Source organism: Streptomyces sp. UF-297 (assembly GCF_058245575.1).
The window spans coordinates 60,317-74,920 of record NZ_JBSIBZ010000041.1; the positions used below are offsets into that span (position 1 = coordinate 60,317).

The following is a 14,604-nucleotide window of genomic DNA, read 5'->3' on the forward strand; positions in this document are numbered from 1 at the left end:
CGGACGGGCTGATGTCGCGTTGCGCGCTCGTCCTCAGGCGCCGGACCGGCTGGATTTGGGTTGGCCCGGGCTGGATTTGGGTGGGCAGAATTCGGCGGTCAGGACGGATGTCGTCAGGGCCGGGTTGGTGAGTGTGTCGGTGTTGAGGTGGAAGGTGAGGATGTGGTGGCCGCTGGGGGAGGCGGCGGATCGGGTGTATGAGCCGTTGATGTCGCCGTTGTGGCCCCAGACGGTGGTGCCGCAGGGGAGTTCGGTGGCGTAGAGGCCCAGGCCGTAGGTGTTGCCCCGGTGGCGGGGGTCGAGGAGCTGGGCCATCTGGCGCGGGGGCAGCAGGCGGCCGCCGAGAAGGGCGGCGAAGAAGCGGTTGAGGTCGTCGAGGGTGGTGACGATCTCGCCGGCGGCTCCCGCGCGGCTGGGGTCCAGGGCGGTGGTGTCCACCCGGTGGTGCCCGATGAGGGAGTACGCGCGTCCGTACGGCTGGGGCAGGGCCGGGCTGGTGCCGGGGAAGGTGGTGCCGGTGAGGCGGAAGGGGGCGAGGATGCGGCGGCGGACCTCCTCGGCGTACGGGCGGCCGGTGAGCTGCCCGATGAGCATGCCCAGCAGGACGTAGTTGGTGTTGGAGTAGGCGTAGCGGGTGCCGGGGGCGGTCGGCGGCGGGTGCCGCAGGGCGGTGCGCAGCAGGCCGGCGGGGGTGTGGGTGTCGTAGCGGTGGGCGGGGAAGCCGTGGCCGTGCAGGCGCCGGGAGAGCCGGGGGTCCTGGGTGTAGTCGAACAAGCCGCTGGTGTGGTCCAGGAGTTGGCGGACGCTCACCCGGGCGAGGGCCGGGGCGTGGCGGACGCGGGCGGGCAGGTGGGGTGCGGCGGGGGCGTCCAGGGTGAGTCTGCCCTCGGCGGCCAGCTGGAGGACGACGGCCGCGATGAAGGTCTTGGTGAGGCTGCCCGCGCGGAAGTGGTCCGCGCGCCGTATCGGTCGGCGGCTGGTCAGGTCGGCGACGCCCGCGGTGGTGAAGCGGGCGGCGGCCGGGTCCGCGCCGCGGGTGGCGAGGGCTGCGGCTCCCGGTGCTCCGTCGGCGACGAGCCGCTTCAGGGCGCCGGGGGTGGCCCAAGCGCCGGAGGCGTTGACGGGCCGTGGCGGGTGGGGAGCGGTGTGCTCCGTGGTGCTGGTGATGGTGGTGAGGACGAGGGCGGTCGCGAGGGCGAGGGCTCTCGTCGTACGGGCGAGGCGCAGGGGCGGGCGGGCGGTGAAGCGGGCCGCGGACGGCGGTGTGGAGCACATTCTCGATCGCGTCCCCGGTCGCGTCGGTAGCGGGATTCCAGCGGGACTTCCCTACGTCACCGCCATCATGACGGGTGGGCAGAAGGCCCCGTGCCACGGACCCGGGCCTTCCCCATGGCCGCGGATGAGAGAGAATGAAGGCTCCGCCAGGGTGGGTTGTCCGAGTTGAGCCAGTTTGGTGACCGATTCGTGTTCGTAGGTGCCAACTCGGCTGGATTGCAGAGGGGATTCAGTGGGCGACGAGGACGAGAAGGACGGCGAGAAGGGCAGGCTGCTCGCCGGCCGGTACCGGCTCGCCGATGTCCTCGGCCGGGGCGGTATGGGCACGGTCTGGCGTGCGCGGGACGAGGTGCTCGGCCGTACGGTCGCGGTCAAGGAGCTGCGCTTCCCCGGCGGTGTCGAGGAGGACGAGAAGCGCCGCCTGGTCACCCGTACGCTGCGTGAGGCCAAGGCGATTGCCCGGATCCGCAACAACGGCGCGGTGACCGTCTACGACGTGGTCGACGAGGACGACCGGCCGTGGATCGTCATGGAGTTGGTCGAGGGTCGCTCGCTCGCCGAGGTCGTCCGCGACGACGGCCAGCTGACCCCGCGCCGCGCGGCCGAGGTGGGCCTGGCCGTACTGGACGTGCTGCGCGCCGCCCACCGCGAGGGCATTCTGCACCGCGATGTGAAGCCGTCCAATGTGCTGATATCGGACGACGGCCGGGTCGTGCTGACCGACTTCGGTATCGCGCAGGTCGAGGGCGACCCCTCCGTGACCTCGACCGGCATGCTCGTCGGCGCGCCCTCCTACATCTCGCCGGAGCGGGCGCGCGGGCAGAAGCCGGGCCCGCCGGCCGACATGTGGTCCCTGGGCGGGCTGCTGTACGCGTGCGTCGAGGGCGTACCGCCGTACGACAAGGGCTCGGCGATAGCGACCCTGACGGCGGTGATGACCGAGCCGGTGGAGCCGCCCAAGAGCGCGGGCGCCCTGGAAGAGGTCATCTACGGGCTGCTGGTCAAGGACCCGGACCGGCGGCTGGACGACGCGGGCGCGCGGGCGCTGCTGCTGGATGTCGTGCACGCGCCGGAGGACACCGGGCCCAAGGCGCCCGAGCCGCCGCTGGAGGCCACGCGCGCGATGACGCTGCCGCCGCCTCCGGTGGAGCGGGAGCGCGGCGAGCGGGCCGGGGGCACGGCCAAGAGCGGGCCCGGGAGCGGGCCCAAGGGCGGCGCGAAGGGTGCCGGGCCGAAGAGCGCCGGATCCAAGAGCGCCGGATCCAAGAGCGCCGGATCCAAGGGCGCCGGGACCAAGAGCGGTGCGGCGGCCGGGGCCAAGGCCAAGGCGCGTCCGGGGCAGGGCGCGGGCAGGCCGGGCGCTGCGGCCGGGGCGGGCGCCGGGGCGCGGCCGTCGGCGCAGGCGGGTGCCAAGGCCGGGGCGCGGGATGCCGCGCCGGTGCGGTCCGCGGCTCCGGTGCGGTCCGGGGCGGCAGGGCCGGGCGGACGTCCGGGCTTCGACACCGAGGCCGCCAAGGAGCGGGTGCGCGGCGCGCTGCAGTCCGTACGCAACGCCGCTGCCGCCGCCACGGCCAAGTCCGGGGCGAAGCCCGGGGAGAGGGCCGGCGGCGACGGGAGACCGCCCGTACCGCGGGCGTCGGTGACCGATGTCGTGCCGCGGCGCACGCTGATCATCGTGGCGGTGGTCGTGGCGCTGGCGGTGCTGGGCACCGTGCTCGCCTTCGCGATCGGCGGGGGCGAGGACAAGGGCGCCGCCAACAACAAGGACAACAAGGGCAGTTCCGCACAGAAGGGCGCCGGCAAGGGCTCGGGTGCGGACGCCGGCGCGAAGGACGGGCAGTCCTCGACGCCGTCTGCGGGCGGCGGGCCGGGCGAGGGTGCCGGCAACGGCGGCGACAAGGGCGGCGAAGAGGGCGGGAAAGACAAGGCCGACAAGGCGGATAAGGGAGATAAGGGCGACAAGGGCGATGGGGAGGTGCCGGAAGGGTTCTCCGAGGTCGGCAATGACCGGTTCCACTTCGCCATGGCGATGCCGGACGGCTGGAAGCAGACGGCTACCGCGGGCCGCGGCTCCGGTGCCATATACAGCGCTTCGGGCGGTTTCCCCCGTATTCAGGTCGACCACAACAGCACGCCCGGGGACGACGCCGCTGCCGCCTGGCGCAGCCTGGAGCCCAATGTGCGGGACGGCAGCAAGGACTACGACCGCATCGACATCAAGTCCGTGGACTGGCGCGACTACCCGACCGTCGCCGACTGGTCCTTCACCCGTCAGCAGGGCGGCGAGAAGGTACGGGTCCTCAACCGCGGCTTCAAGGCGGACGACGACAACGGCTTCGCGATCATGATCAGCTGCAAGGACGACGCGTGGATGGACGCGGAGTGCAGGCAGTTGCGGGAGACGGCCTTCAAGACGTTCGAGGTACGGGACTGAGCGCGGTGCCGGGCGCGGGCCCGGAGCCGGGCGATGGGGTTGAGCCAGCCCGAGGCTGTTGCGCCGAGCGGCTCTCAACCCCCGCCTCGGGCACGTATCGTGAGACCGCTTGGACCGTACGCAGCCGTAATCGGCGGTAATGCGACCGGATTTGACAGCGGGCAGGTCGGCCGCTGGGCAGAGATGGACGGGCGGCGCGCGGCGCGCGCTCTGGGGAGGGGTCGTGGACGAGTACGCGGGAAGAGTGCTCGCCGAGCGCTACCGCCTGCCGATGCCGCCCTCGCACGAGTACGAACTCGTCGAGACCCGCGCCTTCGACACCTACAGCGGGCAGGAAGTGCTGGTCCGGCAGGTGCCGTTGCCGGAGGTCGTGGACGCCGAGGTGGTCGGCGCGGAGAGTGCGGGCGGCCCGTACCCCGCCGGTGGCGCGCGCGGGCCGGTCGGCCGTACGGGAGCCCTGCGCCACGCCGAGGCCGACCGCGCTCCTGCCGATCCGGCCGTACGGCGCGCCCTGGAGGCGGCGACCGCGGCGGCGCGGATACCCGACCACCCCCAACTCGACCAGGTCTTCGACGTCTTCGCGCAGGACGGCAGCCTGTGGATAGTCAGCGAGCTGGTCAGGGCCCGGCCGCTGGCCGCGCTGCTGGCCGAACGGACCCTCTCGCCCCACCGGGCGGCGGAGGTCGCCGCCGACATCCTCACCGCGCTGCGCGCCCTGCACGCGCACGGCTGGACGCACCGCAACATCACCGTCCGCACGGTCCTGGTCTGCGACGACGGCCGGGCCATACTGACGGGCCTGGCGGCGGGGGCGGCGGAGGAGGCGCTGTGCGGGTACGAGCCGGTGCCGGGGGAGGGGGCAGGGGCGGGGGGTGCTGAGGCCGCCCGGTCTGGTGGGACTGCTGAGGCTGCCCGATCTGGTGAGGCTGTTGGGTCTGTTGGTCCTGCTGAATCCCCTGCGTCTGCTCGGCCGGCCGAGTCGTTGGGGAGTGGCGGGGCGGCGGGTGCCGGTGCGGCTGATGCCCGCAAGGCTCGGGCGGGGGCGATAGCCGCCTATCAGGCGGGCGCGCGGGCGGCGGCTGCCAGAGGAGCGGTGGATGGCGGGGGCGGCGCGCCTTCAGGGCCCGGAGCCGGTAGCAAGCCGGGTGCGGGGCAGGGGGCAGGGCCGCACGGGGCGGGGCCGCACGGGGCGGGGCCGCACGGGGCGGGGCCGCACGGGGCGGGGTCACAAGGTGTGGGGCCGCAGTTCAGTCCGTACAGCGATCACATCGATACGGGTTCGGGCGGGCCGGGGAGCGCTGCGTACGGCGGGAGCCTTCCAGGCGCGGCGCCCAGGACCGGGGGCGGCAGGATAGCGGGGGCCGGGGTGCCGGGCGGGGTGCCGGAGACGGCCGCGGCCGGGGGGACGGCGGAGGGCGGGGCAGCGGCCGCCGCCGCGGAGCCGGTCGCCGGGCCGGTCGTGGAGCCGCGTCCCGCGTACGGGCGTCCCAGTGCGGCGCTGGCCGCCGAGCGGGCGCGGCAGGCGCGGATCAATGTCGTCGGCGCGGTCACCGAGCGCTGGGCGCCCGAGCAGGCCGGACCGGTGCACGAGAACTGGCAGTTGGCGCCGCCCGTCGGACCGGCCACCGACCTGTGGGCGATCGGCGCGCTGCTGTTCCGCAGCGTGCAGGGGCATGCGCCGTTCCCCGAGGACAGCGCCGCCGAACTGGTGCAGCTGGTGTGCTCCGAGCCCCCTTCGTACGCGGAGGAGTGCGGGGCGCTGCGCCCGGTGGTGGAGTCCCTGATGCGCCAGGACCCCACCGAGCGCCCCGATTTCGAGGAACTGCGCGGCTGGCTGCGCTCGTTGATCCGTACGGCACCGGAACCGGACCTGGGCAGCAGGGTGGTGACCGTACCCGCCCTTGAAGGGCCCGCCGACCCGCGGCGGCTGCCGATCGTGCGCCGCCGGGGCGAGCTGGTGCGCAAGGGGCGGCACAAGAAGGGGCGGCCGCACCGGGAGCGTCCGCGGAAGCAGCCGAGGGTGCCGAAGGCGCGGCGCCATGAACGGCCGCAGCCGCAGCAGCAGATGCTGCACCAGGAAGGGTTACGGGACCCGGGGGCGCGGCTGCCGCGGGGCTTCCTGCCGGATGAGGGAGCGCCGCCGCAGGGCCGGCCGACGGGATCGCCGCGGCCTCCCGAGCAGCCCAAGCGGTCCGCAGAACAGCCCAAGCAGCCCCCCGGGCAGCCCAAGCCTCCGAAGGCGGCGAGGCCGTCGAAGCCGGCGGGTCCGCCCCGGCGGGTGAGGGGCGCGCGGCGGTCGACGGCGCGGGGGATGGCGGCGCCCGACGAGCTGTCCGTGTCCTCGAAGGAGTACGGGAGCGCCGCGCGGGCGGGCACGCGCGGGCCGCGGCACCTGGGCAGGCTGCTGGTCGGGCTGGTGCTGGCGCTGCTGGTGGGCGCGGTCCTGTACGCGATGCTCTTCATGCCGAAGGCCGGTTCGCGCTCCGAGGGCGCGAGCGGTACGGCCGGGGCGGTGAGCCAGGCGCCCAACCGCGTCTCGGCGGGCGGCACTTCGGGCCAGGAGCAGGGCGAGGGGCAGGGCCAGGGGCAGGGTCAGGAGAAGAAGCAGGGCGGGGAGAGGGACAAGGGCAAGGACACCGGCACCCGGCAGCCGCAGACCACCGAACCGGGCGATCTGGCCAAGGGTTTCGCGGTCCGCAAGGACCCCGAGGGCTTCCAGGTCGCGGTGCGCGACGGCTGGGAGCGGCGCGGGGCCAACGACCGGGGGCAGGTGCGGTACACGGGTGGCGGCTTCGAGCTGGTGATCGTGCCGGGCCGGGACACCACCGCCGAGTTCGGCTCCGACCCGATGGCCTACCAGCAGGACAAGGAGCGGGAGCTGGCCCCCTACCGGGACTCCAGCTGGTCCGCGTCCTCGGGGCTGCGGCGTATCGACGTGGGCAAGACGGCGATGGCGGAGGGCACGTTCAACTGGCAGGACAGCAGCGGGCGTCAGGTGTACGTGCGCAATCTCGCCATGATCCATGGCGGGCGGTACCACCTCGTGCTGGTCATCGGGCCGGATGACTCGCGGCGGGAGACGGACCGGATCTACGAGCAGGCGACGGGGAGCTATCGGCCCGGCTAGGGCGCTTCTGACGGATCTCCACGGCTAGGCGCTCGACTCGCGGTCCACGGCTAGGCGCTCGACTCGCGCTTCACGGCTAGGCGCTCGACTCGCGCTCCAGTGGCGTACGGAAGCGCGGGGTGACGCGTACGGGCCCGGTCCAGGAGGCGAGGCGGGCGGCCTCGGAGGCGACGGCGGCCGCGGCCTCCGTGCCCGGGGCGGTCAGCAGTCGCCAGACGATCTCGCCGTCCGCGCGCCGGGCCCAGCAGCCGATGATCCGGCCGTTCCACCACACCGTGGGGCCGATGTTGCCGCTGTGGTCGAAGAGGGCGCCGAGGTGCTCGGGGTCCAGGTACCCGTCGCGGAGTTTCCAGCCCATGGCGGTGGGGTCCAGGCCCGGCAGCAGGGCCGCCCAGGGGTCCGGAGGGTGCCCGCGGTCGACACCCTGGCCCTCCAGCGGAGCGCTCAGGCGTACCGCTCCCGCAGCGACTGCTTGAGGATCTTGCCGAGGGTGGCGCCGCGCGGCAGGGCGTCCAGCACCTCCAGCTGCTCGGGGATCTTGTACGGGGCCAGTCCGGCGGCCCGCAGATAGGACGACACCGCCTCCAGGGTCAACTGCCGTGCCCCCTCGGGCTGTTCCACCACCGCACAGACCCGCTCGCCGCGCGCCGCGTCCGGCAGGCCGACGACGGCGGCCGCGTGGATGTCCGGGTGCCGGTGCAGCAGGTCCTCGATCTCCTGGGCGGAGATGTTCTCGCCCTTGCGGATGATGATGTCCTTCAGGCGGCCGGTGACGACCAGGCGGCCGTCGGGGGTGAGGTGCCCCCGGTCTCCGGTGGGCAGGAAGCCGTCGGGGGTGAGGTGCCCCTGGTCCCCGGTGGGCAGGAAGCCGTCGGCGTCGAAAGGGCCGCCGAAAGGGGCGGCGCCCGTGCCGCCGGGCGCGCCGTCCGCCAGATACCCCCGGCACACCGACGGGCCGCGCACCAGGATTTCGCCGCTTCCCTCGCGAATCCTGATTTCCATGCCGGGGGGCGGGCGGCCGTCGGCCGTGGCGAGCTGCTCGTCGCTGTCCAGGGGGTCGCCCATGGTGACCATGGGGGCCTCGGTCAGGGCGTACCCGTGGCTGAGCCGGCAGCCCAGTTCGCGTACGACCTCGTGGTGGAGGCCGGGCGGTCTGGGGGCGCCGCCGCCCGCGAGCAGGCGCAGCGACGGCAGGAGCTGGTGCCCGGTCGGCAGGGCGCGCTGGGCGGCGAGGAAGAGGGAGTAGAAGGTGGTGGAGCCGCCGGCGACGGTGACGCCGTGGCGGCGGTAGGCGCCGAGCGACGCGGGCAGCGCGAAGTGTTCCAGGAGCAGCGCCGGGATGCCGGACAGCAGCAGCATCACCGTGTAGCCGGTGCCGCCGATGTGCGCGTACGGGAAGGCCACGGAGCCGGTGTCGCCGGGCTCCAGGCGCAGCGCCGCCGCCAGGTCGGCGCCCGCGGTGAGCAGGGTGCGGTCGGTGTGCAGCACGCCCTTGGGGCCGCCGGACGTACCCGAGGTCCAGAAGATCCAGCGCACCTCGTCCCCGTCGGCGGGCGGCGGCGGGAGGACGGCCGGGTCCGCCTCGGGGAGGGTGTCGTAGGCCCGTAACACCCTTAAGGACTGGGGGAGTTGGGTGGCCAGCCGCTCGCCCATCGCGGTGTGGTCGAAGCCGCGCCAGGTGCCGGGTACGGCCAGCAGGCGCGCCCCGGTGCGGCGCAGCACCTGGGCGGTCTCCCGGTCGCGGTACTGCGGTACGACGGGGCTCTGCACCGCTGCGATACGGGCCAGCGCCAGGCTGAGCAGCACGGTCTCGATCCGGGTCGGCAGCTGCCAGGCGACCGGGCTGCCGGGGCGCACCCCCAGCTCGTACAGCCCGGCCGCGACGCGTTCGGCGCGTGAGCGCAGCCGCCCGAAGGTGATGCGCCGCTCCTGGCGCGCGCTCGCGGCGCCCTGGATGAGCGCGGGGGCGTCGGGGGTGCGGGCGGCGCGGCGCTCCATCAGTTCCCACAGCGTCGTGGCGGGTCCGCGCTGCTCCTGCATCCGGCTCCTCTCGCGGCTCCTGTAATTGACGACACGTCAGATACGGAACGGAGCGTAAGGCCGCGCGCCTTGTCGGTCCAGGGTGCCGGGGCTAGCCTTCATCTGACGGGCCATCAGAAACTGGTGAGGGGAATCCGGATGGACCTCACGTACGCGCCGCAGGAAGAGGAGTTCAGGGCGCGGCTGCGCCAGTGGCTGGGCCAGGTCCTGCCCGGGCTGCCGCCCAAGCCGTCGCCCGCCGACTGGCCGGGGCGGCGGGCCTACGACACGGCCTGGCAGCGGATGCTGCACGACGCCGGGTACGCGGGCCTGCACTGGCCGCGGGAGGCCGGCGGGCAGGGCGCCACCCCCACCCAGCACCTGATCTTCCTGGAGGAGACCGAGCTGGCCGGCGCGCCCTATGTAGGGGCCAACTTCGTCGGGCTGCTGCACGCGGGCCCGACGATCGCCGCCGAGGGCAGCGCCGCGCAGCGCGCCCGCTGGCTGCCGCCGATCCTGCGCGGCGACGACATCTGGTGCCAGGGCTTCAGCGAGCCGGACGCCGGGTCCGACCTGGCCGCGCTGCGGACCCGCGCGGTGCGCGACGGCGACGAGTACGTGATCACCGGGCAGAAGATCTGGACCTCGCACGCCCAGGTCGCCGACTGGTGCGAGCTGCTGGTCCGCACCGACCCCCGCGCGCCCCGGCACCGGGGGATCAGCTGGCTCGCCCTGCCGATGGACGCGCCGGGCATCACGGTGCGGCCGCTGCGCACGCTGGCCGGGTCGGCGGAGTTCGCCGAGGTGTTCCTGGACGAGGTGCGGGTGCCGGTGGCCAACCGGGTCGGCGCCGAGAACGACGGCTGGCGGGTCACCATGGTCACCCTCTCCTTCGAGCGCGGCACCGCCTTCGTCGGCGAGGTGGTCGCCTGCCGCCGGGTGCTGGGCGCGCTGGCCCGCCGGGCGAAGAAGGACGGGCGCTGGGACGACGCGGTGCTGCGGCGCAGGCTGGGGCGGCTGCACGCCGAGTTCGCCGCGCTGTGGCGGCTCACCCAGTGGAACGTCAGCGCGGCGACGGCGGGCGCCGGGCGGCAGGGGGGCGTGCCCGGCGTGGGCGGCTCGGTCTTCAAGCTGCGCTTCTCGCACGCGCGCCAGGACCTGTACGACGCGGCGGCCGAGGTGCTGGGCGCCGGGGCGCTGGACGCGGACGAGGAGTGGGTCGCCGACCGGCTCTCCTCGCTCTCGTACACCATCGCGGCCGGCACCTCCCAGATCCAGCGCACCATCGTCGCCGAGCGCATCCTCGGCCTGCCGAAAGGGCGGTGAGCCGGCCCGTGGACTTCCAACTCACCGAAGATCAACAGGCCTTGCGCAACGGCATGCGGGAGCTGCTGGCCAAGCGGTTTCCGCGGGAGCGGCTGCGCGACGCGGTGCGGGGCGAGGGCGCGCAGGAGCCCGGTACGGCGCCGCCCGGCGCGCTGGACCGCGGGCTGTGGCGGGAGCTGGGCGCGGCGGGGTTCTTCGCGCTGCGGCTGGCGGAGGCGGACGGCGGCGTCGGCCTCGGGCTGCCGGAGGCGGTGCTGGCCTTCGAGGAGACGGGGCGGGCGCTGCTGCCCGGGCCGCTGGTGGCCACCCACCTGGCGGCCGGGGCGGTGCCGGGGGCGGCGAAGGGCGCCACCGTGGTCACCGGCCTGGACCTGGGGCGCGGCCAACCCTGCGGGCCCGTCGAGCACTTGGCGTCGGCGGGCACCGTACTCGTCCTGGACGCGGCCGCGGTACGGGCGCTGCCGGCCGCCGCGCTGACCGCCGAGCCCATCCGCTCGGTGGACCCGGCCACCCCGCTCGCCCGCGCGGCGGCGCCCGCCGGGGGCAGGGTCCTGCCGGACGCGGTGGCCGATGTGCGCCGGACGGCCGCGCTGCTCACCGCCGCGCAGCAGCTGGGCAGCGCGGCCCGTACGGTCGAGATGGCCGTCGAGCACGCACGGCGGCGCGAGCAGTTCGGCGCGCCCATCGGGTCCTTCCAGGCGGTCAAGCACCTGTGCGCCGAGATGCTGGTGCGCTCGGAAATTGCCAGAAGTGCCGTTTATGCGGCATCTGTCGTCGACGACGCGACGGCGGTGGCCGGGGCGAAGCTGCTGGCCGACGACGCGGCGGTGCGCAACGCGCGGGACTGCCTCCAGGTCCACGGCGGCATGGGCTTCACCTGGGAGGCCGATGTCCATCTGCACCTCAAGCGGGCCTGGTTGAGGGCCGAGCAGTGGCAGCGGGCGGCCGAGGCGGAGGAGGCGCTGGCGGCGGCGCTGGCGGCGGGGCCGTGAGGGGCGCGGACGCGGGCGCGGACCAGGATCTGAGGGGAATGTTCTCTTTGCCCGGCCTTGGTGGCTACTGAGCGTTGATATCGGGTTGTGTCCTAGGCGTGACTCGTCACGGGCCGGAGTCGGCGCTCGGCTCGGGTACGCTCCGTTGGGTGCGAGTGGTTCTGAGGCGCAACTTTCCCGGTGTTGCCAGTGCGGCGGCTCCGGGGGGCGGAATGCGCTCCGCTCGCCCCGTATCAGGGGGCGCAGCCCCTGATTGTTCGACTCCCCGCAGAGTGCGTCGCACAGTATGCAGCACGCATACTCCCTTGCGCTGGAATATGCCCGAAGCGCTTGTTGGGGTAACTGAAGGTCAACCATGCTGTGCATCACCGGGGTCACGGACTGTGACCCCGTGGAGGCGCGAGGCGATGTTTCCGCCGGTTCGGATGGTGTGAGCGGTGCAGGTGCTTCAGGTTCAGTTGGAGGTGCGGCCCGACCCCGCAGAGGTGGGGCGGGCGCGGAGGTGGGCCCGTTCGCGGCTCGCCGGGTCCGGCATAGGGGTCGACGAGCCCTTGGCCGAGACGCTGATTCTGCTGATCTCCGAGCTGGTCACCAACGCCGTGGTGCATACCGGCTCGCCCGCCGAGCTGCGGATGTCCTTCTCCGGCGCGGGCGCGGTCGTGGGCACCGTGCGCGTCGAGGTCGCCGACTCCAGCGCCCGTGCCCCGCGCCCCCGGCACGCCGAGGAGGACGCCACCAACGGGCGTGGCCTGGAGCTGGTCGACGGGCTCGCGGACCGCTGGGGCTGGCAGCCGGAGGGCTGTGGCAAGCGCATCTGGTGCGAGGTGGACCGCGGGCAGCCGCTGCTGATGGCGGCGGGCCGGGAGATGGGTGCCGTGGGCTCGCGGGGCGCAGTGGGGGGCGTGGGCGCTATGGGCGCGTACGAACCCCAATGCGCCGTCACAAATCGGGCATAACGGGAATAGTCCAGACCTGGTGTTGACGTGGCGTGGCCACTTGATCACTCTTGGGTGCAGCGATTCGCCGTGAGGGGACGCCGAGGTCCGGGGGGTGCCGGGCCACTGGTCCGGGGCCTCGACGAGCGCGGATCGCGGCCTGGAGCCGGGTGGCGGTCCGCGGTGCCGCGCTCGGGGTGTGCATGTGCGCATCGCCATCCGGCTGGGCCTGTGGCGTCTTCGGCGCCTGTGGCGCCGGTTTTCCGGTGGGGCTCGGTGTGGTGTGCCGTACGCCGTACGGCTGCGGGATGTGGGCAGCTGCTCACAGTACGGCCACGGGCGCGACCGGAGTGCCGGAGCCGCCCACGAAGGGTTCGGGCATCGCGGAGAGGAAGAACGCGTAGCGGTTGGCGTCCGCGCAGGCCGCGGAGAGTTCCTCCAGGTTCCAGTTCTGGCCCTGGAGCATGCCCATCTCGACCAGGTGCAGGGCGTGCACGGGCAGCCACAGGTTCTCGATCTCCGGCGGGAAGATCTCGAAGGTGAGGGTGTCGTTGGCGACGGCCGCGACATCGCGGGCGTGGAACCACTCCGGCGTACGGAGCGACAGGCCGGGGGAGGGGAAGCCGTACGCCTGCTTGTCGCCCGCCAGGTAGCGCTGGATCTGGCCGGTGCGTACGAGGACGATGTCGCCGCTGCCCACCTTGGTTCCCGCCAACTCCTCGGCCGCGTCGAGGTCTTCGGGGGTGACGGCGTGCGCGTCGGGCAGCCGGTCGCCGTTGGCGTTGCGGGCGCGGGCCACGTCCAGCAGGACGCCGCGGGAGACGATCGGCGGGGCCTTCTCGATGCCCAGGGCGGTGGCGCCCGCGTGCGCGGTGACGGAGCGGGCGGGGCGGTTGTTGTAGAGCCGGCCGGAGTGCGAGACATGGGTGAGGCCGTCCCAGTGGGTGGCGGCCTGGAGCCCCATCGTGACGGCGTCGTCGGTGGTCGCGACCGTGTCCGGGCCGAAGATCTCGTGGTTGATGGCGACCATGGTGTGCAGCGGGTTGATCCGGCCGGGGATCAAGCCGGTCTGTACGCCGTCCTGTTGGAGCGGCAGGGCGAGGGGAATGCGGCGGCCGGTGCGGACGGTCGCGGCGGCGGTGCGTAGCACCTCGTCGGTGATGAGGTTGAGGGTGCCGATCTCGTCGGCGGCTCCCCAACGGCCCCAGTTGTTCACGCGTTTGGCGATGTCGTGGAAGGGGGGTGGTAGCGGCATGGTGCCTCCTGGGGAGTCGGTGGGGTGGTGGCCTGGTGGGGACGGTGGGGTGGGGGGCTGGTGAGGTGGTGTCCTGGCTGCTTGTCGTCCCGGTTGCCGGACCTGTTGGGCGCTCCTCTTGTGTTCGGGGTCGGCGTGCTCAAAAATCTAACGGTCCGTCAGAAAGAGCGGGAAGGGGTGCGGCATGGGGAACTTCTTGGCCGGCAAGGTCGTGGCCGTCACCGGCGCGGGGCGCGGCATCGGCCGCGCGGTGGCGCTGGCCGCGGCCGCCGCGGGGGCGCGGGTCGTCGTCAACGACTACGGAGTCTCGATGGCGGGCTCCGAACCGAGCAGCGAGGTCGCCCAGTCGGTGGTCAAGGAGATCGAGGCCGCCGGTGGCACGGCGGTCGCGGTCGCCGACGACGTCTCGACGATGACGGGCGGACAGCGGGTGGTCGATGTCGCGCTGGCCGAGTACGGGCGGATCGACGGCGTGGTGTGCGTCGCGGGGATTCTGCGCGAGCGGATGCTCTTCAACATGTCGGAGCAGGAGTGGGATCCGGTGCTCGCCACGCACCTCAAAGGCACCTTCACGGTGTTCCGGGCTGCGTCGGCGGTCATGCGGCGGCAGGGCTCGGGCACGCTGATCGGTTTCACCAGCGGCAATCACCAGGGGAGCGTGGCGCAGGCGAATTACTCGGCGGCGAAGGGGGGTGTGATTTCGCTGGTACGGAGTGCCGCGCTGGGCCTGCACCGGTATGGGGTGACGGCCAACGCGGTGGCGCCGGTGGCGCGTACGCGGATGTCGGCGAATGTGCCGATGGAGCTGAAGCAGATCGGGGAGCCGGAGGATGTGGCGGCGGTGGTGGTGTATCTGCTGAGCGAGCGGGCTCGGGAGATCACTGGGCAGGTCTATACGGTGGCGGGTCCGAAGATCGCGGTGTGGGCGCAGCCGGTGGAACTGCGCTCCGTATACGCCGATGGGGGGTGGACGCCGGAGAAGGTGGCGGAAGTGCTGCCGGGGTCGGTGGGGGTTGATCCTATGCCGATGCTGGCGCGGCTTGAGGAAATGGCTGCCGCGGCGGCGTCCGGGAAGCGGCCCAATGCGTCTTAGGCTGCGGCGCGTTGGGTGCTCGTTCTGTGCCGGGTGCGGCGCCGGTTCGCCTGCGGCGGGCGTTCTCCGCTGCGCGGGGCTTTCGGGGTGCGGTGGCGGGGCTGCGGGGTGGGGTACTCGGGCTGCTTCGCTTTACGCCCGAGGACCC

General features: G+C 73.6%; 9 protein-coding genes and 1 pseudogene. 6 read left to right on the top strand and 4 right to left on the bottom strand.

All coding sequences use genetic code 11. From position 1 onward, the window contains the following. Positions 1 to 33: 33 nt before the first annotated feature. Positions 34 to 1,275 carry a serine hydrolase domain-containing protein gene (locus AC4IJH_RS23025; protein WP_490853703.1) on the bottom strand — a complete coding sequence of 414 codons (1,242 nt, stop codon included), beginning with the start codon at positions 1,273 to 1,275 and terminating at the stop codon, positions 34 to 36. A 232-nt stretch (positions 1,276 to 1,507) separates the two neighbouring features. On the opposite strand from AC4IJH_RS23025, the gene AC4IJH_RS23030 reads away from it, so the two are divergent. Next, a complete protein-coding gene (locus tag AC4IJH_RS23030; protein WP_490853704.1) occupies positions 1,508 to 3,709 on the top strand; it encodes a serine/threonine-protein kinase in 2,202 nt (733 codons plus the stop codon). 223 nt (positions 3,710 to 3,932) lie between these two features. Beyond that, a complete protein-coding gene (locus AC4IJH_RS23035; protein ID WP_490853705.1) occupies positions 3,933 to 6,836 on the top strand; it encodes a serine/threonine kinase C-terminal domain-containing protein in 2,904 nt (967 codons plus the stop codon). Positions 6,837 to 6,912: 76 nt separating this feature from the next. Here the strand turns inward: AC4IJH_RS23035 and AC4IJH_RS23040 are convergent. Further along, a pseudogene (locus tag AC4IJH_RS23040) lies at positions 6,913 to 7,239 on the bottom strand (DNA glycosylase AlkZ-like family protein); the annotation flags it as partial. Between the two features lie 41 nt (positions 7,240 to 7,280). Beyond that, positions 7,281 to 8,876 carry a class I adenylate-forming enzyme family protein gene (locus AC4IJH_RS23045; RefSeq protein WP_490853706.1) on the bottom strand — a complete coding sequence of 532 codons (1,596 nt, stop codon included), beginning with the start codon at positions 8,874 to 8,876 and terminating at the stop codon, positions 7,281 to 7,283. 138 nt (positions 8,877 to 9,014) lie between these two features. Between AC4IJH_RS23045 and AC4IJH_RS23050 the strand changes: the two genes are divergently transcribed. From AC4IJH_RS23050 to AC4IJH_RS23060, 3 genes are all read left to right on the top strand, one after another. Beyond that, entirely contained in the window at positions 9,015 to 10,181 is a 1,167-nt protein-coding gene (locus tag AC4IJH_RS23050; RefSeq protein ID WP_490853707.1) for an acyl-CoA dehydrogenase family protein, read from the top strand. A gap of 8 nt (positions 10,182 to 10,189) precedes the next feature. Further along, a complete protein-coding gene (locus AC4IJH_RS23055; protein ID WP_490853708.1) occupies positions 10,190 to 11,173 on the top strand; it encodes an acyl-CoA dehydrogenase family protein in 984 nt (327 codons plus the stop codon). A gap of 437 nt (positions 11,174 to 11,610) precedes the next feature. Beyond that, the gene (locus AC4IJH_RS23060) at positions 11,611 to 12,129 is read left to right on the top strand and encodes an ATP-binding protein (RefSeq protein ID WP_490853709.1); all 519 of its coding nucleotides are present in this window, start codon (positions 11,611 to 11,613) and stop codon (positions 12,127 to 12,129) included. Between the two features lie 301 nt (positions 12,130 to 12,430). Here the strand turns inward: AC4IJH_RS23060 and AC4IJH_RS23065 are convergent, their stop codons facing one another. Beyond that, entirely contained in the window at positions 12,431 to 13,363 is a 933-nt protein-coding gene (locus tag AC4IJH_RS23065) for a cyclase family protein (protein WP_490853710.1), read from the bottom strand. 184 nt (positions 13,364 to 13,547) lie between these two features. On the opposite strand from AC4IJH_RS23065, the gene AC4IJH_RS23070 reads away from it, so the two are divergent. Then, positions 13,548 to 14,456: an SDR family oxidoreductase gene (locus AC4IJH_RS23070; protein ID WP_490853711.1), complete on the top strand. Its 909-nt coding sequence runs from the start codon at positions 13,548 to 13,550 to the stop codon at positions 14,454 to 14,456. The last annotated feature ends 148 nt before the right edge of the window (positions 14,457 to 14,604 follow it).

Excerpts from the sequence above, each read along its gene's own strand:
- AC4IJH_RS23050 (WP_490853707.1), top strand. The coding sequence starts at position 9,015 with ATGGACCTCACGTACGCGCCGCAGGAAGAGGAGTTCAGGGCGCGGCTG.
- AC4IJH_RS23025 (WP_490853703.1), bottom strand. The coding sequence starts at position 1,275 with ATGTGCTCCACACCGCCGTCCGCGGCCCGCTTCACCGCCCGCCCGCCC.
- AC4IJH_RS23070 (WP_490853711.1), top strand. The coding sequence starts at position 13,548 with ATGGGGAACTTCTTGGCCGGCAAGGTCGTGGCCGTCACCGGCGCGGGG.
- AC4IJH_RS23045 (WP_490853706.1), bottom strand. The coding sequence starts at position 8,876 with ATGCAGGAGCAGCGCGGACCCGCCACGACGCTGTGGGAACTGATGGAG.
- AC4IJH_RS23065 (WP_490853710.1), bottom strand. The coding sequence starts at position 13,363 with ATGCCGCTACCACCCCCCTTCCACGACATCGCCAAACGCGTGAACAAC.